Origin of the sequence: [Anoxybacillus] calidus, from assembly GCF_013760845.1 — a bacterium.
GTDB lineage: Bacteria > Bacillota > Bacilli > Bacillales > Anoxybacillaceae > Paranoxybacillus > Paranoxybacillus calidus.
The window spans coordinates 104,452-126,100 of sequence record NZ_JACDUU010000003.1; the positions used below are offsets into that span (position 1 = coordinate 104,452).

Annotated in this window: 14 protein-coding genes; 10 read left to right on the forward strand and 4 right to left on the reverse strand. The window is 40.4% G+C overall.

Features of this window, described 5'->3' with window-relative positions:
* Positions 1–198: 198 nt before the first annotated feature.
* The gene (locus tag HNQ85_RS07410; RefSeq protein WP_181537112.1) at positions 199–2,955 is read right to left on the reverse strand and encodes a DEAD/DEAH box helicase; all 2,757 of its coding nucleotides are present in this window, start codon (positions 2,953–2,955) and stop codon (positions 199–201) included.
* Entirely contained in the window at positions 2,948–4,546 is a 1,599-nt protein-coding gene (locus tag HNQ85_RS07415) for a hypothetical protein (protein WP_181537113.1), read from the reverse strand. Before HNQ85_RS07415 ends, HNQ85_RS07410 begins: the two co-directional genes overlap by 8 nt.
* A gap of 210 nt (positions 4,547–4,756) precedes the next feature.
* Between HNQ85_RS07415 and HNQ85_RS07420 the strand changes: the two genes are divergently transcribed.
* From HNQ85_RS07420 to HNQ85_RS07435, 4 genes are all read left to right on the forward strand, one after another.
* Complete coding sequence (locus HNQ85_RS07420; RefSeq protein WP_458296501.1) at positions 4,757–6,169, forward strand: C40 family peptidase; 1,413 nt, start codon at positions 4,757–4,759, stop codon at positions 6,167–6,169.
* A 409-nt stretch (positions 6,170–6,578) separates the two neighbouring features.
* Positions 6,579–7,322 carry a YveK family protein gene (locus HNQ85_RS07425; protein WP_181537114.1) on the forward strand — a complete coding sequence of 248 codons (744 nt, stop codon included), beginning with the start codon at positions 6,579–6,581 and terminating at the stop codon, positions 7,320–7,322.
* A gap of 13 nt (positions 7,323–7,335) precedes the next feature.
* Positions 7,336–8,010 (forward strand): CpsD/CapB family tyrosine-protein kinase, encoded by a 675-nt coding sequence (locus HNQ85_RS07430; RefSeq protein ID WP_181537398.1) that lies wholly within the window; start codon positions 7,336–7,338, stop codon positions 8,008–8,010.
* A 169-nt stretch (positions 8,011–8,179) separates the two neighbouring features.
* A complete protein-coding gene (locus HNQ85_RS07435) occupies positions 8,180–8,980 on the forward strand; it encodes an SGNH/GDSL hydrolase family protein (protein ID WP_181537399.1) in 801 nt (266 codons plus the stop codon).
* A 37-nt stretch (positions 8,981–9,017) separates the two neighbouring features.
* Here the strand turns inward: HNQ85_RS07435 and tagU are convergent, their stop codons facing one another.
* Positions 9,018–9,953: a polyisoprenyl-teichoic acid--peptidoglycan teichoic acid transferase TagU gene (gene tagU, locus HNQ85_RS07440; protein WP_181537115.1), complete on the reverse strand. Its 936-nt coding sequence runs from the start codon at positions 9,951–9,953 to the stop codon at positions 9,018–9,020.
* Positions 9,954–10,154: 201 nt separating this feature from the next.
* Here tagU and wecB point away from each other — a divergent pair, with 201 nt between their 5' ends.
* The 6 genes from wecB to HNQ85_RS07470 all read left to right on the forward strand — a co-directional run bounded on the left by wecB (position 10,155) and on the right by HNQ85_RS07470 (position 17,839).
* On the forward strand, positions 10,155–11,300 hold the full coding sequence (gene wecB / locus HNQ85_RS07445) for a non-hydrolyzing UDP-N-acetylglucosamine 2-epimerase (protein ID WP_181537116.1): 1,146 nt from the start codon (positions 10,155–10,157) through the stop codon (positions 11,298–11,300).
* A 118-nt stretch (positions 11,301–11,418) separates the two neighbouring features.
* Positions 11,419–11,808, forward strand: a complete 390-nt coding sequence (locus tag HNQ85_RS07450) for a hypothetical protein (protein WP_181537117.1) — start codon at positions 11,419–11,421, stop codon at positions 11,806–11,808.
* Positions 11,809–12,030: 222 nt separating this feature from the next.
* Positions 12,031–12,933, forward strand: coding sequence for a UTP--glucose-1-phosphate uridylyltransferase GalU (gene galU, locus HNQ85_RS07455; RefSeq protein ID WP_220129143.1), 903 nt, complete (start codon positions 12,031–12,033; stop codon positions 12,931–12,933).
* Positions 12,930–14,261, forward strand: coding sequence for a UDP-glucose dehydrogenase family protein (locus tag HNQ85_RS07460; protein WP_181537118.1), 1,332 nt, complete (start codon positions 12,930–12,932; stop codon positions 14,259–14,261). The genes galU and HNQ85_RS07460 overlap by 4 nt, the downstream gene beginning before the upstream one ends.
* Positions 14,262–14,431: 170 nt before the next feature.
* Positions 14,432–15,826 carry an N-acetylmuramoyl-L-alanine amidase gene (locus HNQ85_RS07465; RefSeq protein ID WP_181537119.1) on the forward strand — a complete coding sequence of 465 codons (1,395 nt, stop codon included), beginning with the start codon at positions 14,432–14,434 and terminating at the stop codon, positions 15,824–15,826.
* A 90-nt stretch (positions 15,827–15,916) separates the two neighbouring features.
* The gene (locus HNQ85_RS07470; RefSeq protein ID WP_181537120.1) at positions 15,917–17,839 is read left to right on the forward strand and encodes a S8 family peptidase; all 1,923 of its coding nucleotides are present in this window, start codon (positions 15,917–15,919) and stop codon (positions 17,837–17,839) included.
* Positions 17,840–17,916: 77 nt separating this feature from the next.
* Here HNQ85_RS07470 and HNQ85_RS07475 read toward each other — a convergent pair whose 3' ends face one another.
* Complete coding sequence (locus HNQ85_RS07475; protein ID WP_181537121.1) at positions 17,917–21,534, reverse strand: S8 family peptidase; 3,618 nt, start codon at positions 21,532–21,534, stop codon at positions 17,917–17,919.
* Positions 21,535–21,649: the final 115 nt, after the last annotated feature.

The following is a 21,649-nucleotide window of genomic DNA, read 5'->3' on the forward strand; positions in this document are numbered from 1 at the left end:
TTACATGCTGCTTCCGTTTCTTTCAGGCAGATGTAAAAAAGGGACTAGCCGATTCAGCAAGGCAGTCCCCGATCGTTTGAAGCTACTTTGTTAGTTTCAGTTTTTTGGCGATCACATCATATAGCTTTTGCCATTGCTCGGCTGGTGCTTTGACGAATGGTTTCTTTTCCTTTTGTGCTGTCTTTTTCTGTTTCATCCTTACGCTCCTTTTCCGCTTTTGCTAGGAATGGCGAGCAGTTCTCGCAATTCTTCGTTAGACAATTCGGTCATCCAGCTGTCGCTTTGGATGATTTGTTCATTTAATGATTGTTTTCGTTCAATCATTTCATCAATTTTTTCTTCAAGTGTACCGAGAGTAATGAGTTTATGCACATGAACGAGCTTCTTTTGCCCGATGCGATAAGCGCGGTCCGTTGCTTGGTTTTCCACTGCTGGATTCCACCAACGGTCGAAATGGATGACGTGGTTGGCGGCCGTTAAGTTCAGCCCTGTGCCACCCGCTTTGATTGATAAAATAAAAATACGAAATTCACCTGCTTGAAATTGTTCAATCATGCGGTCCCGCTCAGTTTTGCTTGTGCGGCCGTTTAAAAACAACACGCTTTCTTTAAACGTTGATTCTAACAGCTGCTGAATCATTTCGCCCATTTGCAAGTATTGCGTGAAAATGAGGCAGCTTTCACCGTTTGCCTGAATTTGTCCGACCAATTGTAACAATTTTTCAAGTTTATAGGATCGTTCGACGATGTTGTTCGGCTCAGATTCCTTTAAATAAAGGGCCGGATGATTGCATAATTGCTTAAGACGATTGAGCATTTGCAAAATCAGTCCGCGTCGCTCGAAACCTGTTAATGTTTCAAGGCGTGAGAGCGTATCTTGAACAAGCTCTTTGTAAAGAGAAGCTTGTTCGGTTGTAAGTGGACAATATTCTTTTTGTTCGAGCTTGTCTGGTAAATTTAAAGCAACGGCTTCATCTGTTTTTGTGCGACGCAGTAAAAACGGACGAATAAGCTTTTGAAGTTCAGCCACTTTCTCTTGGTCGCGCTCTTTCTCAATGGGGGTGACAAAGCGGCGTTGAAACTTCGTCAAGCTGCCTAAGTATCCAGGGTTCATAAAATCAAAAATGCTCCAAAGTTCGCTTAAGCGGTTTTCCAGCGGTGTGCCGGTTAGAGCGACTTTATGAGCCCCCTCTAGTTTTCGAATCGCTTTTGCTTGTTTCGTATGTGCATTTTTTATGTTTTGTGCTTCATCCAAACAAATCGCACCCCATTGTATTTGCGACAGCTCATGGAAATCTAAATGCGCCAAGCTATAGGATGTAATGACGACGTCGGCTTGCATTGCTGTAGATAGAAATGTTTCTTCTTTCGCTCGATTAGTACCGTAATGAACGTAAATGTTTAACGAAGGAGCAAACTTGGCTAATTCTTTTTGCCAATTGCCAAGTACGCTTGTCGGACAAATCAATAGGAAAGGTTGCTGTTCTTTTTTCTGTTCTTTCACGTACAAGAAATAAGCAATCATTTGCACCGTTTTTCCGAGCCCCATATCATCGGCTAAGCAGGCGCCAAGACCAAAGCGGCGCAAAAAGACAAGCCATTCGACCCCTTGCTTTTGATATGGACGCAATGTACCGCAAAAACCAGCGGGAATCTCAATCGATGGAATTCGTTCGATTTCCGTTAGTTGCCGTACGAATGTTTTGAAGCTGCGGTTTAGTTCAAGAGGAATGAGCTCGAATGGGTGCGTTTCCTCAGCGGCAAGCACATGTTTTTCTGCCTTTTGCAATAGCTCTTGTTCCAGCACATCACGAATGCGCAATCCTTCTTTTTTTGCCTTCTTCATTAATGTTTGGATTTGTTGAATGAAGGCGGGGTCAAGCTGCACCCATTGACCGCGAATTTGCACAAGGTGCCGTTTTTGGGCAACAAGCTCGTTGAATTCTTCTTCACTTAATTCCACTCCGTTTGTTGCAAAACGCCAGTCAAAGTCAACAAGCGCGTTGAGGCCAAGCAAAGCGCTTCCTGTTTTCGGAACCGACTTCACTTTTGCTTTGACTGTTAATCGGGAACTTTTGACAGACTCCCACCAGGAAGGCAGAAAAATGCGTACGCCTGCTTTTAATAACTCTTCGCTTGCCGACGTTAAAAAGAGCCAGGCTTGTTCATCAGTAAGCGTTCGCCGCAAATTTCCGCTTGCATCTTTTAGCAATGGAGCGAGTGTCATCCATATTTGATGTTCACGCTCAATGGCACTGGTATATGCCATCCATTCATCCGGCAGGCTGTCATTCTCTTCAAAAGCCATCCACTCTCCGCTATTTTTGGAGCATAACATCGTACGAAGATGCCATTGGTTGTCTCCCTCATTTGGCTCGGCAAGCCGAAACGCTACCGTAAATGGAGTGTCATCTTCTTTCCAGCCAATTTTACAAAGCCAATCATCTTCGTCAACGACCCATGGATGTGGTCCACTGTTGATGATCGGATAAGTCTTAACGATATCCTGCCAAACTTCCTGCAGTTCGCCGTCTTGTGTCAGCCAGTCATTCAAAGCCAGAGAGAGCCAGGTCTCCGCGAAAGGATCAAATGATACATCGGTCGCTTTCCAGCCAAATGCACCGTTTTTCCATGCTGAGAAGTCAGGCATGAAGCGAAGCGAGCGAATCTCATTCATGATGGTTTGCGCAAGATGTTGATAATGGCGGGAAGCTTCATCCCATTCTATTTGCGCAAATGCATTTTCCGAGTCAGAGGCGAAAAACGTGAGCGCCTGCCATGGCGAAAGCAAAATCGCATCCTCTTTCGTTTGTAAAAACGTTCCGTAAAAGCTTTCTTTATGCCAGGCAAAGGCAAGAGGACGCCATTTTTCCAATGAAGTGCTGCCGCGAAGAAGAAATCGTTGTTCATCATCGAGCCACTGGCTTTCGATTTTCACCGTTCCTAATTTAACCATTGATTAGCTTTCCTTTCTTTAATTCTTCTTGAAATGCGCGATATCGTTTATATTCTTCGACTAATCTTGTTATAAATGTTTGCCATTCGTCTTCCTGCTTTAAATGACGGTAATACGTGCGCAGCTTTTTTAAATATTTCACAGCGGTTTTGTAGCTTTGGCGGTTTTTTAGCTGCAACATTTTGATAACGGAGCGATGATAAAGCGGCAAAAGTAATGAACGATCATGCGTTTCTATCACTTTTAAAAGCGACCAGTCCAGTTCTTCAACGTCGATCTCCATAAAAAGATGAAGATCCACCCACTTTCGGTATTCACCGCGTTCAAACAAAAAACGGCTATATTCAGCTGCACTATAAGGAAATAGTGCGTCTAGCACCCTTTCATATTTGTCATATTCATTCGTTGCATCGGCATATGAACCAAACAGCTGGATGATCCGATAGGCCATATAATGGCTTTCATAATGATTCATGGCATCGATATAGGACTCGACCTGTGGCAAGCTATCATCGAGCCATTGCTTGAGCCGTTCCCATTGTTGTCTTCGTGCGATATGCTCCATCCAGCCAATCGTATAAGAGAGAGGATAAGGTTGAATGCCGTTTAATCGAGACATTGCTTCTTTGTCCTCTTGCTGTAAAAAGGCGAGATGAGCGAGTGCGAGTTGACATTCGACGAGAAAGTTTTTCTTGTCATGACGTTCACGTTCTAATTGGAGCTGCTCCAATAAAATGTCCCGCTCCGTTGCTATCCACTTTTGATTGTTTAAGATGGTCGACCAAATCGAGCGATAAATGTTCACGCGCTCATGCTGCAATATATGTCCAGATAATAACATGCGGCGGACGTGTTCACTGCTCTCTTCCAAAAGCGGTTCGAGCGCAGCAGAAAAAGAAAGGGACAGCTCGTCTTCAATTGCGCTTGCCAAATGCGATGCATTCGATTGCAAGAAGGTATGATAACGCGAAAGATGCTGCAGCTGTTCACCGTACTCGACTAATTTGCGAAACGTAAATAGCCCGGCATGAAGCGAGTAAAGGTGTTTTAATTCAAGCTGTATCGGAGCTTCGCGGCGTAGAGATGGTAGAAACTGATAGCACAATTGGTGGATATATTCATATGGATCTCTTTTGTTTATTTGCTGAAATGTCTCATATTTTTGTTCAAAAAACGTCATCCAACCGCTTATAGAGTGTCGATGATGCAATAATTCACCTGCTTTTTTTAACGGCAATCCTTTCCCGCTCCGTTTCATTTTCCATTCATTGATTAATTGACTAACTTGGTCAACGCTTGAGTATAAATAGAAAAACAATGCTAGTAAATGCGGACAAAGCCGATCGATCCCGCATGTGCAATGGCTGGATGGAATGATTTCTAAATTAAGGGTCGGTATATGTTTTCGATCATCGAATACGAAGGAGGCTGCCATCCCGTTCTCTACTTTGACTTTAGAAATGGTACCCATACGATAGAGTAACAATGCTTTTTTTATTAACGTCTGACTATTTTCATATGTATCTAATTCCGACTTGATTTGCTCAGCAGCTTGAACAAGCACATATTTCGGAAAGTATGTTTCTAACATATAAACGTCCATCCTCTCGGAAAAGTCTCTATCATCTATTATTATGAAACTTTAAAAATTTGATACAAAATTATAACAAAAGTCTCTTATAATAAGAAAGAAGGTTTCGGTATACTAGAAAAAAAATACTAGTATATACGAAATTTGCTCAGGGATATAACGCGTGAACGTTTGATACATAGAAACGATAGAGGACGGAGGATGAAGAGAGTGAGATTTACACCAAAGCAAGTCATTATCTCATCGGCATTTGCTTCGGCGTTATTTATGGTGCCGATGGTTGGAGAAGCCTCTGAGCTAAAGCTTGGAATGAGTAATCAGGAAGTAAAGGAATTGCAGGACTTGTTAAAAGCAAAAGGCTTTTTTGCTTATCATACGTCGACAGGCTATTTCGGACCGATTACGGAAAAAGCGGTCAAAGAGTTTCAAGCATCCGTCCATTTAACTCCGACGGGCATTGTCGACAAAGTGACTTATGAAAAGTTAAAAAGTAGCGTTTCAACTAGTCAGCCAAAATACTACGCGAGCAGTGTGTTAAAAATCGGTGCAAAAGGCGAAAGTGTCAGCGTTTTACAGAGGCATTTAAAAACATTAGGCTACTTTACTTATCCGAAAATTACAGGTTATTACGGCAGCGTAACAGCGGAGGCGGTCAAACGTTTTCAGCGGGCATACGGCTTGGCAGCGGATGGAGTGGTTAATTCGCAAACGCTGAAAAAAATTCAAGAGGCGGTTCAACGGAAAACCGAGCCTCAATCCGCATCGAAGCAGAATAAAGGAACCCATTCCTCTTCAGTGCTGAAACTGGGGACAAAGGGAAAAGAAGTCAGCCAGTTGCAGCTCCATTTAAAAACGCTCGGTTATTTCCAATATCCAACCATTACAGACTATTACGGCATTATAACGTCTGATGCAGTAAAAAAGTTTCAAAAAGAGAACGGGTTAACGGTGACAGGAATAGCCGACAGCCTCACATTGGCAAAAATCCGCCAAGCTATCGAACAGAAGGAAAAATCGAAAGCTTCCGAACCGAAGAAGAACATTTATTTAACAATCGGCTCGATGGGGGAACAGGTCAAGCAGGTGCAGACGAAATTAAAACAATTAGGTTATTTTACCTATCCTACGATTACAGGTTATTACGGCAGTGTAACAGCAGAAGCGGTCAAGCAATTTCAAAAAAGTGTGCAATTGCGACCAACAGGAGTAGTTGACCAGACAACGTATGAACAATTGATGGGGAAACAGCTAGTAAAAAAATTTGATCCTATGAATTTAATTGCTGATGCGGCCGAATTGTTAGGTACTCCGTATGTATGGGGAGGAGAGACACCAAAGTCAGGATTTGATTGCAGCGGTTTTCTTGTATACGTTTTTAAGAAACAAGGTATTTCGCTGCCGCGCACGGTCGCAACCATTTGGAATGTAGGTACACCTGTTAATGCTCCTTCTGTCGGAGACATTGTCTTTTTTGAAACGCATCAGCCTGGTGCATCCCATGCTGGCATTTACATTGGCAATAACCAATTTATTCATAGCGGAAGCTCCACCGGTGTTACGATCAGCAAGTTGGACAACTCTTATTGGAGCAAACGTTATTTAGGAGCGAAACGATATTATTAAATCCATTCTACTAGAGAAAGTCTACCTGATTGGTACTTTATATTTGTATCCAAATCAGGTAAACTTTTTTTATTTTTAGAACAAATGTGCATGTTTATAAGTAAGCATCAAGTTTAAAATCAATCACCGTGAACATTTTTGTTTCAACGAGCAGGAGATATGATCCAAGAATAACAATTGGTAAGGATGTTAAGTAGTTGATTTAGTAGGCTGCATCACTCCGCTGATTTTGTTTTTGGAGAGATTCAATGATGGAGAAGAGAAAAGAGGGAAGGGAATCAATTTGACAAAATTCTACTATTTATTGCTTAAATTACTATTTATTGTTTAAATAAAGACGTTTTTTGTCAGAAATTATGTTATAATCGACATTGGTTTAACTATATGGTGGCTGAACGAGGAGGATAAAATGGAAGAGACGATCAGCTTGAAGGAACTGTTTCAAACATTGCGTAAACGCTTGTGGTTAATTGCTTTAATTACAACCATTGCAACTGTAACAAGCGGAATTGTAAGCTACTTTTTTCTAACACCAATCTATCAAGCTTCGACACAAATTCTTGTCAATAAAGCAAATCCGGAGCAGCAAATTTACAATATTGGCGAGATTCAAACAAACGTGCAATTAATTAATACATATAGCGTCATTATTAAAAGCCCGGCCATTTTAGAAAAGGTTCAAAAAGAGCTCGATATCGATCGCTCTGTTGAGGAATTAAACGAACAAATTCAAGTGGCAAGCGAAAAAGATTCACAAGTATTTTCTCTTACAGTCAATGATCCGGATCCGGCTTTAGCAGCGGAAATTGCCAATAAAACAGCAGAAGTGTTCAAAGAAGAAATCGTCAAAATTATGAAGATTGACAATGTCAGCATTTTATCCAAAGCAGAAGTGAAGGAAAATCAACAGCCTGTCAAACCAAAACCGCTATTAAATATCGCGATTGCCTTTGTTGTCGGCTTAATGACAGGTGTAGGGATAGCGTTTTTATTGGAGTATCTTGACAATACTGTAAAAACGGAACAGGATATTGAAAAACATCTGCAGCTTCCTGTCCTTGGTGCAATCGGCGTCATCGAACGGAATGAACCAAAAACGAAAAAGACAGAAGTGAAACTGAGCAAAGCAAGAGGTGAGTCGTTTGGCTCGTAGTAATCGAAAGCAAATGCAAACATTAGAACGGAGCTTAATTACGGTACAAAACCCAAAATCCCCGATTTCTGAACAATATCGAACGATTCGGACGAATATCCAGTTTTCCTTCGTTGACAAAACCATGCGTTCGTTAATGGTCACTTCCGCGGGGCCAAGTGAAGGAAAATCGACTACGACAGCTAATTTAGCGGTTACATTTGCGCAACAAGGGAAAAAAGTGTTGCTGATTGATGCGGACATGCGCAAACCAACGATGCACTATACATTTCGCTTGAACAATATTATTGGCTTCACCAATGTGTTAACTCAATCAGCTACTTTACTTTCAGCTTATCAAGAAACAGAAATCGACAATTTGTTTGTGCTAACATCGGGACCCATTCCGCCAAACCCGGCAGAATTATTAGCATCCAAAGCGATGGAAACGTTTCTTGAGGAAGTATATAAACATTTTGATTTAGTCATTTTTGATACACCACCAGTGCTAGCCGTTACGGATGCGCAAATTTTAGCGAACAAGTGCGATGGTACGGTGCTTGTCGTATCCAGCGGTAAAACGGAAATCGAGGCAGCTGTCAAAGCAAAAGAATTGTTGCTCTCAGCGAATGCTAAACTATTAGGTGTCGTGCTCAACAGAAAGAAACAACAACAAGGGCAATATTATTATTACTATGGAAATAAATAAAAGGAATGTTTGATGGAAGATTTCGCTCCTCGGCTTGATACGACTGAGGTTGACCTTAAAGCAAAGTGTCAGACCCCACCACACCATATATACGATGGATTTCGCGTGAGGTCAGACACTTTTGGGTCAGCCTCGTATTTTAACAATTGAGGCAGGGGATTACCATTTGATGAAAAAAGTCGCGACGATTTTTGTGATTGTGATTAGTATCGTTTTAATGATTGTCGGTCATATATATTGGAATGAAAAAATTCATCAGTCTGTCCAGCAAGCATTAGCGCAAAATGGCAGTCATGCAGTGAACAAAGAGAGCAAGCAACAAGATGATCGGAAAAAGCAGTTCATCGAATATGCGGGCAACTTACCGGAAGCGATTCAGCAAAAGATGGAAAACGCTATTTTCAGTAACCAACCTGTCCGACTGGTGATCTTTGGCTCAGAAGCGACCTCCTCTGATCCAAAAGGCTGGCCGAATTTACTGAAACACTCTCTTGATGATACATACGGTTCTGATCTATTTTCTGTTACTGTAAAAGAGTACAAAGACATGACAACAACAGAAGCGGTTCAAGAGGATATTGCGCAAGAAATTATTGCGTTAAAGCCGGATGTCATTTTATTTGAGCCTTTTATTTTAAATAATAACGGCGCCGTGCCAATTGAACAGACTTTAGAAGACATTACAACGATGTTAACGGAAATTCAATCAGCTCTTCCTGATGTTGTCGTGATGTTACAACCGGCTCATCCTATTTATAATGCCCGTTACTATCCGATGGAAGTCGATGAATTGAAGCGATATGCAAAAGAAAAAGGTTATATTTATCTTGACCATTGGACAAGCTGGCCAGATTACAAGTCAGCGGAAATAAAAAATTATATAGCTGAAGACGATAGCACACCGAATGAGGACGGTCATCGTTTATGGGCAGACTTTCTGAAGGACTATTTTATTGCGAAAAAGCAATAAAAAACGATGTTTCACCAAGGAAACATCGTTTTCTTTTTTAAGACGTTGTATCAATTTCTAAATGCTCCTTTAACTTATTGGAGACGGCTAAACGTTCTTTTTCAGGAACGATTAAGTAATAGGTGCCGTTAATTTTTCTTCCTTTTCCGTTAATATGAAGCTGCTCAATTTGTTGGCGCGCATCTTTATAATTGGTTTGGATATCTTTCATTTGTTCGAATGTCATGTTTGTTTTTAAGTTTTTGCCAATAGCTGTTAAAATTTCATCATAGTTGACCAAGGAACTAAAGCTTGCTCCTTTTTTAATAACCGCTTCAATAATTTGCTTCTGCCGGTCTTGGCGTCCAAAGTCACCGCGCGGATCTTCATAGCGCATGCGTGAATATTTTAAAGCTTTTTCCCCGTCTAAAGTAATTTCTCCTTTTGGAAAGGTGACACCTTCGTACGTAAAAGTGAATGGATTATTGACTGTAACACCTCCTACTGCATCGACAATATCTTTGAAGCTTTCCATATTGACTTTAATGTAATAGTCAATTGGGATGTCTAAAAATTGTTCGACGGTTGCCATCGTCATTTCCACTCCGCCAAACGCATAGGCATGGTTAATTTTATCTTCAATTCCTTTACCAACGATTTTGGTCCGCGTATCGCGCGGGATGCTGACCATCTCAATCGACTTTTTATTCGGGTTAACGGTAACAACAATAAGAGAGTCCGAACGGCCGCGGTCTCCTTTTCGTTCATCGACGCCCATTAGCAAAATCGAAATCGGCTCTCGCTTTTCAAGAGAAATCGGCTCTGGACGTTTTTCTGAAATGGACCGCTCAATCGGCTCATGCATCAGATTTGCTGTTTGCTTCACATTATGGTAAATGGAATAGCCGTAAATCCCAGCAGATAAAAGGATGAATAGTAATCCGCCGCCAATGATCCACAACCATTTTTTTCTTTTGCGTTGTTTTGCTCGCATGAACATCTCCCTTTTTGTCTTAAATTGTAAATCTAAGGATGATTATAGAGATTTTTATATACAGATACAATAGACAAGGTAAGAATTGTCTATATAGGTGAAGTAATCATTTGATAAGTGTTGAGGAAATATAGAGGTTATGATAATGTAAGGATTGAAAGTTTACATGGTGAGAAACATTTTACAATTGTAGGTGAAATTATGTCTGGAAAAATTAAAGTGATGACGATTTTTGGCACGAGACCAGAGGCCATTAAGATGGCTCCGCTTGTTTTAGAGCTTGAAAAATACCCTGAACATATAGAATCCATTGTGACCGTAACAGCCCAGCATCGACAAATGCTCGATCAAGTATTGGAAATTTTTAATATTAAACCTGATTACGACTTAAATATTATGAAAGACCGCCAAACATTGACAGGAATTACGGTTCGTGCTTTAGAAGGACTTGACAAAGTAATGAAAGAGGTACAGCCGGATTTAGTCCTTGTGCATGGAGATACAACGACAACGTTTGTGGCGAGTCTTGCGGCGTTTTATAATCAAATTGCCGTTGGTCATGTGGAAGCAGGCTTGCGAACATGGAATAAATACTCTCCTTTCCCTGAAGAAATGAATCGTCAGCTTACAGGAGTCATTGCTGATCTTCATTTTGCGCCAACGAAAAAAGCGTATGAAAACTTAATCAATGAAAATAAAAAAGCCGACTCCATCTTTATTACAGGAAACACGGCGATTGACGCTTTAAAGACAACGGTGACAGAGCGTTATGAACATGAAATTTTAAAGAAAATCGGCAATGACCGGATGATTTTATTAACGGCACATCGTAGAGAAAATCTAGGCGAATCGATGCGCAATATGTTCCGTGCGATCAAGCGGATTGTCAATGAACACGAAGATGTACAGGTTGTTTATCCGGTTCATTTAAATCCAGCCGTACGTGAAGTAGCGGATGAAATCCTTGGTAATGACCCGCGAATCCATTTAATTGAGCCGTTAGGGGTATTAGATTTCCATAACTTTGCGGCAAGAGCGTTCCTAATTTTGACAGACTCCGGCGGTGTACAGGAAGAAGCACCATCTTTAGGAGTTCCTGTACTCGTTCTTAGGGATACAACAGAACGTCCTGAGGGCATTGAAGCAGGGACATTAAAATTAGCAGGTACGGATGAAGAAACGATTTATAACATGGCTTATGAATTATTAAACAATCCAAAAGAATATGAAAAAATGGCAAAAGCATCTAATCCATACGGGGATGGACAAGCTTCTCACCGCATTGTTCAAGCGATTCTTTATCATTTTGGTAAAACAGAATCTGCTCCAGAACCTTTTACTCTTTAAAAGAGCGTTGGTATGAACCAATGCTCTTTTATTAAGCGGAAAAGGTGAAATGTTTTGTCATATTCGACTGCATTATGGTAGAATTATAGATTAGACAATCATTTCTTGGAGGTAATACATGTTTAACAGTTTGCCACATGGGATAAAAATCAGCATTACAAGGTCTATTTCAGCTGCTTTTGAGCAATATATGAAAAGCATTCAGTGGGATGAAAAAAAATATGATTTAGAAGCATTTGTGAATTATTGGCGGGATTATGCAGAAAAAAATGCTTCTTGGTTCGATAAAATGAATGAAGAAATGAAATCAAATCCCGAGTTCCATGAAGAATTAGCTGCTAAAATCAATGAAACGATTGAAAAAATACTCACAGAGCCACCAACAGAAGAACAAATGAAAGAGTTAGACCGTCTCATCCAAGAGCTTGGAATAGAGGATATTGATTATACATGTAAAACAGAAGCGAAATATCATATTGATCGGCTAAAGGCCATGTTCGAACAATAAACGTAAGATCGAAACAATAGAACCATTTTTTAAAGATGGTTCTTTTTTTATTGGCTGTTTTCGAAAAGATGTTCCTTCTCCATCGTTTTTTAACCATTAGAGTGAAGGGGTTCATCATTATTTAACATAAATTTAACGGAATTTTCCTATTATTTTTAAAGTATGATGTACTACGATAGAGTTATGGAAACTCATATAGCCTAAGTGGAGGAGGAGCCGATATTGCGAATTCGAAAGGCGATTATTCCAGCGGCGGGGTTAGGTACACGTTTTTTACCAGCAACAAAAGCACAGCCGAAAGAAATGTTGCCGATTGTCGATAAACCAACGATTCAATATATTGTGGAAGAGGCTGTGGCTTCAGGAATCGAAGACATTTTAATCGTTAGCGGACGCGGGAAAAGAGCGATTGAAGATCATTTTGACAAATCGTATGAGTTGGAAGAAACCCTTGAAAAAAAAGGAAAGTGGGATAAGCTTGAGGAAGTCCAGTCTATTTCTAATATGGTAAATATTCATTATATTAGACAGAAAGAACCAAAAGGACTCGGACATGCTATTTACTGCGCGCATCGATTTATTGGCGATGAACCTTTTGCGGTTATGCTTGGGGATGATATTGTTCAAAGTGAAATACCGTGTCTTCGTCAATTAATCGATGTATATGAACGATATCATTGTTCCGTCATTGGTGTTCAACAAGTACCGAAAGAAGATGTCGTAAAGTACGGAATTGTCAGTGGAAAATATCCAAGTATGGATGACGGTGTATTCCAGATTGATACGTTAATTGAAAAACCTTCGATAGAAGAAGCTCCTTCAAACTATGCGATTATGGGGCGCTATATTTTGCGTCCGGAAATTTTCAAAGTGTTAGAAAATCTCCCACCTGGTGCCGGAGGGGAAATCCAGCTAACAGATGCGATCCGCATTTTACGAGAATCACAGGCTGTTTTAGCTTATCATTTTCAAGGAATTCGTCATGATGTAGGGGATAAATTCGGATTTATAAAAGCGACGATTGATTTTGCATTACAGCGGGAGGATCTTCGTCCAGAATTGTTGGCGTATTTGAAAAAAATTCTTCATCAGTGTGAGGAAATAAAAGCGGAGGGATCATCTTGAAAATTGCCATTGCCGGAACAGGGTACGTAGGCCTCGTTACTGGAGTATGCCTTTCAGAGATTGGTCACGACGTTACGTGTATGGATACGAATCAGCAAAGAATGGATACATTACAAAAGGGAATCCCTCCGATTTATGAGCCAGGCTTGGAAGAACTACTACGAAAGAACATGGCTCAAGGGCGGTTATATTTTACTGTCGATCCAAAGCAGGCATATTCGAATGCTGATATGATTATGATTGCGGTTGGTACGCCTGAAAATGAAGACGGTTCAGCCGATTTGACATATGTTGAGCAAGCGGCTGAGACGATTGCCCGGCATATTCAAAAAGATGTGGTTGTTGTAACGAAAAGCACAGTACCTGTTGGAACGAACGAGAAGATTAAGCAGATGATTGAACGAATAAAGCCAGCCAATGTTCATGTAGAAGTGGCTTCAAACCCAGAATTTTTGCGTGAAGGCTCGGCGATTTATGACACCTTTCATGGTGACCGCATTGTCATTGGTACAGAAAATGATAAGGCTGCTGAAGTATTAGAAGAATTGTATCGCCCTCTAGGAATTCCTATTGTAAAAACGGATATTCGCAGTGCGGAAATGATTAAATATGCTTCCAATGCGTTTTTAGCAACAAAAATTAGTTTTATTAATGAAATTGCTAATATTTGTGAAAAAGTTGGAGCGAATATCGATGATGTTGCGTACGGGATCGGGTTAGACGAACGGATTGGTCTAAGGTTTTTGCAAGCGGGAATTGGATACGGAGGCTCATGTTTCCCCAAAGATACGAAAGCGCTTGTACAGCTGGCAGGAAATGTCCAACATCAATTTGAGTTGCTTGAGGCTGTGATTAAAGTGAATAATTATCAGCAATCTTTGCTCGTCCAAAAAGCAAAAAAATTTTTCGGTTCGCTATACGGAAAACGAGCGGCGCTTTTAGGATTATCGTTCAAACCAAATACCGATGATGTGAGGGAAGCCGCTTCACTCGTCATTGCCCGTCAATTATTGCAAGAAGGGGCAAGCGTCATTGCTTATGATCCTATCGCCGTACCTAATGCGAGAAGATTACTAGGAAGCATGATTGATTATACCGAACAAATCGAAACGGCATTAGTTAGAGCTGACATGGCGTTTATTGCAACAGAATGGGACATGATTAAAACCCTTCCTTTACAACAATATTGTGACTTAATGAATAACCCAGTGATTTTTGATGGGAGAAATTGTTATTCGTTAAACGAAGTACAATCATATCCGATTACCTATATTTCGATTGGAAGAAAAGAAATTATTCAAAAAGAAAGTGTGGACTTAAATTGTTAGCGCAAGCAATGAGCAGATCGACAAGTGAAGGGCATTATCTGGAACTTGTCGATTTTTTTATGGTGCTTTTGTCGAAATAGACCGATTGGGTTATTCAGGAAATGTATCCATTATGATAGAATAATAGAAAAAATATAGAAAAACATATCGAAAAAGGAGAGCATGGAAGTATGAGAAAAGGAGTATTTGTCATTTTTTGTTTGTTGTTGGTCATCGGAGCATCTGGTCCTCTCAACCATGCTTTTGCTGCTAATACTTTTTATGATGTCGGTGCATCTCATCGTGCGAAAGAAGAAATTTATTATTTGGCACAAGGGCAAATTGTTAGAGGAAATTCATCTGGATATTTCTTTCCAGACAGCTATGTCACAAGAGCGGAGGCGGCTGCCATCATCGGAAGGTCTCTCAATTTCGATGGAACGCAACGACCAACGACTTTTACTGATGTAGGGAAGGCACATTTTGCTTCTGGATACATACAAGAAGCTGCAAATCGAAAGATTATTACCGGTTATAAGGACGGTTCTTTTCACCCGAATCAACTCGTAACAAGAGGCGAAATGGCACTGCTTATGAGCCGGGCTTACTCATTCGACGCGAGTACGATATCAGCTGCTATTCAATCGCTTATAACAAAAGGAATTGCGCAAGGGATGGCAGATGGAACGTTTGGCAAGGACAAGCCTATTAAACGCTCGGATTTTGCTGTGTTTATTGCTAGAGCGATTCACCCAAAATATCGTGTAAACTATCAAGCTACTGCTATTCAAGAAGCTACCGTAAATACTTCATCTCTTAACGTTCGCAAAGGACCTTCTACAAACTTTGACGTCGTTGGCAAGCTCAATAAAGGACAAAAAGTGGAGATCCTGCATAAAGTCGGCAGTTGGGCCTACATTCGCACTGCAAACATGGAAGGATTTGTACATACAAACTACCTTGATGGGGTTCATCAAAATGATAAGTTACAGGAGTATTTAAAAACACAAACGATTATTATTGATCCTGGTCACGGCGGCCATGATCCAGGTACGGTAGGCAACGGCTTAAAAGAAAAAGACATCACTCTCAGTGTTGGCTTAAAAGTAAAATCTCTATTTCAAGGTACAGGGTTTAACATCGCTTTAACGCGCGAGAAGGATGTATATGTGGCTTTAAGCGATAGGGTTGCTTTTGCCAAAAAAATGAACGGAGATGTATTTGTCAGTATTCATGTGAATTCGGGTGGCGGAACTGGAACAGAAACGTTTTATTATAGCTCTGCTGCTACCAATCCGTACGTTGAAAAGAGCAAAAAGCTTGCCCAATTTATTAAAGACCGCTTGATTGAAGCATGGAATTTAAATGACCGTGGTGTTAAAAAAGGGAATCTACATGTGCTTCGGGAAAACAATATGCCTGCTACTCTAGTAGAGTTGGGCTTTATTGATAATAAAACAGATGTTGCAAAGCTAAGTTCTTCATATTGGCAAGAGAAAGCGGCTAAGGCCATTTATCTCGGGATTTTAGACTATTATGAGTCTGAAGGAATTGAACTTCAGCCTTTATATGATCGTGTTCAATAGGGAGCAAATATTCCTTTTTTTACAAGAAGAAAACGATCATGAAAACTAGTAAACTGGTAATAGATTTCTTTATATTGAGAGGTTGTTTGCATGAAGAGATTGCTTCATTTCCTATTAACTTTTGTAGTTCTCGTCATGGTGTGTTTTGCTCCCGCTAACGTTTCTTTTGCATCGGAAGTCAAGCGTGAAGATGTCATTGTTCTCTTTAAAAACGACATTGATGAAAGTATTATTGAGAAGCTTCAAGGAAAGGTATATCAACGGTTTGAAACGATTCATGCTTTATCTGTAAGCATGCCGTCGGCTAATGTCCCTGTTTTACGCCAACATCCAGAAGTCAAGTTTGTTCAGCAAGATCAATTGCTTACTATTCAAGGACAAGTGGTTGGCTGGGGGATGACGAAAACAAAGGCGAACCAAGTGCACCCTCAAGGCGTTACCGGAAAAGGAGTTAAGATTGCTGTTTTAGATACAGGGATTGATACAAAGCATCCTGATTTGCATGTATCGGGCGGCGCTTGCCTGCTTACTGAATGCCCGAAATCCTACAATGATGACAATGGGCATGGCACCCATGTAGCAGGTATTATTGCAGCGAAAAACAATAGTATCGGAACAATTGGGGTAGCTCCTGATGCAAGCATATATGCTGTGAAAGTGCTTGATAGCGAGGGAGTAGGAACAACCTCTACCGTTTTAGCAGGGATTGATTGGGCCATTCGACACCATATGGATATTATTAATTTAAGTCTTTCTACGCCTGAATCTGACCCTGCGTTAAAGGCGATGATTGATAAAGCCTATCAGCAAGGGATTCTTATTGTTTCTGCTGTCGGGAATAATGGGAATTCCCAAGGAACAGGGGATACCGTTGAATATCCTGCTAAATATGACAATGTGATTGCTGTTTCGGCCATTAATCAAAACAATGTTCGGGTTTCTATCTCAGCGACAGGTCCAGAAGTTGAAGTAGCGGCTCCTGGGGAAGCTATTTACAGCACGGTTCCTGTAGCTTATGATTTTGACGGTAATAATAACGGATATACATGGATGACGGGGACGTCGATGGCTGCTCCGTTTGTAAGCGGCATATTGGCTTTATATAAACAACAGTATCCGTATAAAACCAATGTCGAACTACGCGAGCTGTTAAAAACAAATGCAGTTGATTTAGGCAATCCCGGCAAAGACAATTGGTACGGTTATGGACTGGTACAGACTGAAGGAAGCGAACCGCCGCAGATTGGCGTGCAACTACAATTGAGTAAAGGCGGAATTGTAAAATTTTCTATAAAGTCACTTGGAGACAATGTTCAAGGATATAACGTGTATCGTAACGGTAAAAAAGTGAAAGAGTTACAGACTAGTTTGACGTTTACCGACTATGTATTAAAAGGAACTTACCATTATCAGTTTTCTACGATATCTAGCAAAGGAAAAGAATCTTCGCTGTCTAGCCCATTTACCGTAACCGTTTCATCGCCATATTATAAAGATTTGACAAATGAAAACTGGTATGCACCTCATATTATCTATTTATCAAGCCAAGGTGTTGTCACTGGTTTCAATGATAGTACGGTAAGACCGAAATCGCTTGTGAAACGGGCTGAAGCAGTTGCTATGTTAGGTCGTGCGTTAGGCTTTAATTCAACAAAGCGAAAAACGGTGTTTAAAGATGTAGATCCTGGGAGCTTTGCGTCTGGTTATATTCAATCAGCGTATGAGCAAGGAATTGTGAGTGGATTTCCGGATGGTACTTTCCGTCCCGACCAGCCGGTAACTCGGGCAGAAATGGCCATTTTGCTATCAAGGGCCTATCAATTAAGTGACGCAAGCAGTGTTACGTTTAAAGACGTGACGGAGGGCGTGACGGGATATGCTGAGATTTATAAAGTTGCTTCGGCTAATATTACAAAAGGATATCCTGATGGAACATTTAAACCATATCAATATATGACCCGTTCAGAGTTTTCCGTATTTGTGGCAAGAGCTGAAAATGAAGAATTTAAATAATGGTGTACACAAAAGCTTGATTTTCATTCAATAAAGAAGGGATATCTCCATGATGGGGAGATATCCCTTTTTCTTTTTTATTCTTCTCTCACAATTAGTTTATACGGGCTGATGCTTGCATTTCCAAATACGTCTTCGACTTTAATAAAGTATTTTCCTTGTTTAAGCTTCTTGACTAAATATTCGGCATCTCCGCTGCGGTAATAATCCGCTTTGCCAACTTGGTTACCTTTTGCGTCATAAACCGTAATAACTCCGTCAAGGTCTGAAGGGAGCTCAAGCTTAAATTTATATGTCCGTTCTTCATAGGCTGTAAACACATAGTAGTCGGCATCGCCTTTATGATTTGTTACGTTCATATAGCCGCTGCCATAGAATGTGTTTTTGTTCGCCTTTTTCAAAGTAGTCCGTTTGGACGGAATATTATTTCTCACAACTGAACCTTCATCTTCATCTTTTAAATCCGCTTTTGCTAATGTGAATTTGTATGGCATTAACGAAGCAGTGTCTCCAAAGTAGTTCAGCGTGACGATAAAGTAGCCTTTCGTTTTTGCGGCTCTAAATGCCCCGCGCTCTTCCTCATTATATAAGCCACGGTCGGTGAGCAGTTCTTTTCCTTCTTCCTCTTTATCTAACTTTTTGTTGCCGTTTGTATCTTCGATGACAATGACTACTGGATCAATCGGTGCTAACAGCTCTTTTGGCAGTTTCGCATATTTAGCAGGAATACTTAACGGTTCCGTAACAAATCCGTAAAGTCCGTTCTGCTCAGGTTTGAAGTAGTAGATGTCTACATCTTGAGCGGATGCGAAATTTCCTGTTATTTCCTTGAGTCCGATTTTTGTTGCTTTTTCAAAGTCATCATTATCCTCAAATTTGTCTGCTACACCGCTTACGAGTAATTTAGAAGTAAATGTATATGATTTAAACGATGGACGGTATGTTTTTTCGTTCAATTTAATATAGTAAGTTTTGCCGCCTTTTAAGCCAACTTGATAAGGATTTTTCATCTCCAAGTCGAATTCGTATGAAAGATTAGATCCAATATAAGAGAAGCTTTTTAGTTTTTCATCGTAAGTGAATATTTCCATTGTTGGCACATCATTATGTTCGCCAGAAGCAAAGCTAAACTCATAAATTCCTGTTTCTTTAGGGGTAAAGGCAAACCAATCTTCATCTCCTGTGTATTGGAAATGACCGCCTGCTGTCTGACCTAAATGATAAGGCTGAGCCGCTTTACGTATTGTTTCAATAAAATCGTTGCTGCCAAAGAACATTAATGGATCTAATAAAATCTCTTTTAGCTCTTCTTTTTTCTCTAAATAGGATTCAATGTTACCCTTCATTAGTTCTTCTTCCGGAAGTTCCTGCATCATTGGAAAACCGTCTTCATCTGGCGGTAAAGTTGTCGAATCAACGGTTAACCGGTAAGGAAGGTGAGAAGAGAAGCTTCTTGTTAAATCAATTTCTGGTTCGCCCAATAAAAGCATCATAAATGGATCAAAGAAAGGCTTATTTGTTACTTCGATTACATACTCCGTGCCTGGCATCGCATTAAATGTGAGCTCTTCGCCCTCGCCATAACCTTTCTCATTGGCAGAATCAATGATAAATTGGTTTTCTACTGGTTCTTCAGCTGGTGCTTCTCCTTCGAGACCAGGTTCACCTTCCAACTTCTCTACGACATATAAGTTGATGGTCGAATCAATGCCAGGGACTCCAGTTAAAGAAACTTGAACGGTTTGCTCAGTTCCTTCTTCAGACTCTGGTACTGTAAAACGGAAATAATCGCTGTCTCCTGGCAGTGGTTTCACTTCTTCTTTCGGCTGTTCGCCTTTCGGAATGTCTTCCTCAGCCGATTCTTCTGCTTCTGTATTTTTAGTTGATGTGTCCGTATTTTTGCTGTTTTCTGTTAGCTCGTTTGTAAAGAAGAGCCACCCATGTTTGCTTTGTGAATTATATGGCAGCGATTCAATCAATAAAGGATTTTCTTCATTGTTGCCATCATCTAATTTGTTCTTTGTCCGGTCAATGGAAAGCGTATACGTTGATTTGCCGCTTTCATTATAATTGCCTAGTGCGTCTTTTACTCCAATGACGATGGTACCGTCTTGCGGAACTTCAAATAAGTATCCTTCTTCTTTGCCTGTTGGTACGTCATTGACTGCCGTTTTTATAGATGGTACCGTTTTACCGCTAGGATAGAATAAGATTTCATATTTATAGTCGTAGTTAGCCGTTCCTTTTAACTTTGTTTGAATGTAATCTCCCTTTTGGACTTTAAACTGATACCAATCGGTTTGGTTTAATTTCGTAATGGAACCAGTTTGTACGGAAAGGGATGTAACGTTAATGTTTTTTGCTTTCTTTAATACATCTTTTTCGGCAATGCGAGGATTGGCTGGGATATTTTTTGGATTGTATTTTAACGCTGCTACTGGATTGACTAATCCATAGCCGTATTTAAGGTCATATCCTTTCGCGCCTAAATCTTTAGCTGTCTTATTTAAAATATAGTTAATTTCATATGGTGTAAGCTTTGGATTTTGCGACAGCAACATGGCCACTGTTGCCGTAACGACTGGCGTTGCCATTGATGTTCCGCTCAGGTTCATAAATGTGGACTTTTTATCTACATCGTAAACAGAGCTATAAATGTCTTCGCCAGGTGCAACCACATCGACGGCAGGTCCATAAGTAGAGAAATCAGCCAATTCATTTTTCGCGTTCGTTGCCCCAACCCCGATTACACCTTCATAAGCAGCTGGGTATTCATTCATATTTATTCCTGAGTTACCTGCTGCAGCGACTACAGTGATGTTTGCGTCAATCGCTTTTTTGATGGCTTCTTCCACAATCGGTGATGGAACGGATGAGCCTAAGCTTAAGTTAATGACTTGTGCTTTTTGGCGAATCGCTTCTAAAATTCCTTCTGCTACAATGTAGTCTGAACTGAAAAATGAACGATTAAACACATCAATGGAGATGATTTGCGCATTTGGAAATACTCCGTATCCGCCAATCCCGTTTCCTTTCTCCGCTGCGATGATGCCGGCAACATGTGTTCCATGAACATCTACCGCACCTTTTTGTATAGGATTCATGACATTATGGTTTGCAATGATTTTATTTTTTAATTCCGGGTGGTTGACATCGATTCCAGTGTCGACGACAGCTACTTTTACAGGATGTTTTCCTGCTAGTTTAAGAGCTTGATCGACTTGCAGCGTTGTAAGGTGATACATCTCATGGCTTTTCACATCATCAGTAGCTGCCTTCGTGAAATAAGCGCTGCGCGATACAGAAACGACGTCTGGATGTTTGGCATAAGCGCTTACGACCTCTTCTAACTTCTTCTTGCCGGTAATTTGCACAACATCGTAGTTAAGAGAGGAAATTCGTTTTACGAGCTTAGCTCCAGCTTTTTGGTGCTCAGTGGATGAAAGGGCATGTTTATATTTAATAATAAGTAGATTTTCGCTAAATCGCTTGTTTCTTTCATCTTTTTGCACCGTATTCGCTTGTACTTGTTTTGTTGAGCTTTTTAAGTGGAGGCGCTCCAGTACCTGATGAATGTTTCCCGGTTGTTTTAACTCCGCTGCAGAAGCGGCTGTATAAGGAAGGATTCCTCCAAATGTTAAAGAGACAGCAAGTCCTAATGAAAGTAGTTTTTTAGATGAATTCTTTTTTTTCAAAATAAAAAGACTCTCCCTTCTATATCATTTAATAACATAATATGGCACCGTCTATAATATACCACATTTTACTAAAATATTCCTCTAGTAACCTAAGAAAAATTTCAAAAAATCT

Excerpts from the sequence above, each read along its gene's own strand:
- HNQ85_RS07430 (WP_181537398.1), top strand. The coding sequence starts at position 7,336 with ATGCAAACATTAGAACGGAGCTTAATTACGGTACAAAACCCAAAATCC.
- HNQ85_RS07425 (WP_181537114.1), top strand. The coding sequence starts at position 6,579 with ATGGAAGAGACGATCAGCTTGAAGGAACTGTTTCAAACATTGCGTAAA.
- HNQ85_RS07415 (WP_181537113.1), bottom strand. The coding sequence starts at position 4,546 with ATGTTAGAAACATACTTTCCGAAATATGTGCTTGTTCAAGCTGCTGAG.
- HNQ85_RS07465 (WP_181537119.1), top strand. The coding sequence starts at position 14,432 with ATGAGAAAAGGAGTATTTGTCATTTTTTGTTTGTTGTTGGTCATCGGA.
- HNQ85_RS07435 (WP_181537399.1), top strand. The coding sequence starts at position 8,180 with ATGAAAAAAGTCGCGACGATTTTTGTGATTGTGATTAGTATCGTTTTA.
- HNQ85_RS07450 (WP_181537117.1), top strand. The coding sequence starts at position 11,419 with ATGTTTAACAGTTTGCCACATGGGATAAAAATCAGCATTACAAGGTCT.
- tagU (WP_181537115.1), bottom strand. The coding sequence starts at position 9,953 with ATGCGAGCAAAACAACGCAAAAGAAAAAAATGGTTGTGGATCATTGGC.
- wecB (WP_181537116.1), top strand. The coding sequence starts at position 10,155 with ATGTCTGGAAAAATTAAAGTGATGACGATTTTTGGCACGAGACCAGAG.
- HNQ85_RS07470 (WP_181537120.1), top strand. The coding sequence starts at position 15,917 with ATGAAGAGATTGCTTCATTTCCTATTAACTTTTGTAGTTCTCGTCATG.
- HNQ85_RS07410 (WP_181537112.1), bottom strand. The coding sequence starts at position 2,955 with ATGGTTAAATTAGGAACGGTGAAAATCGAAAGCCAGTGGCTCGATGAT.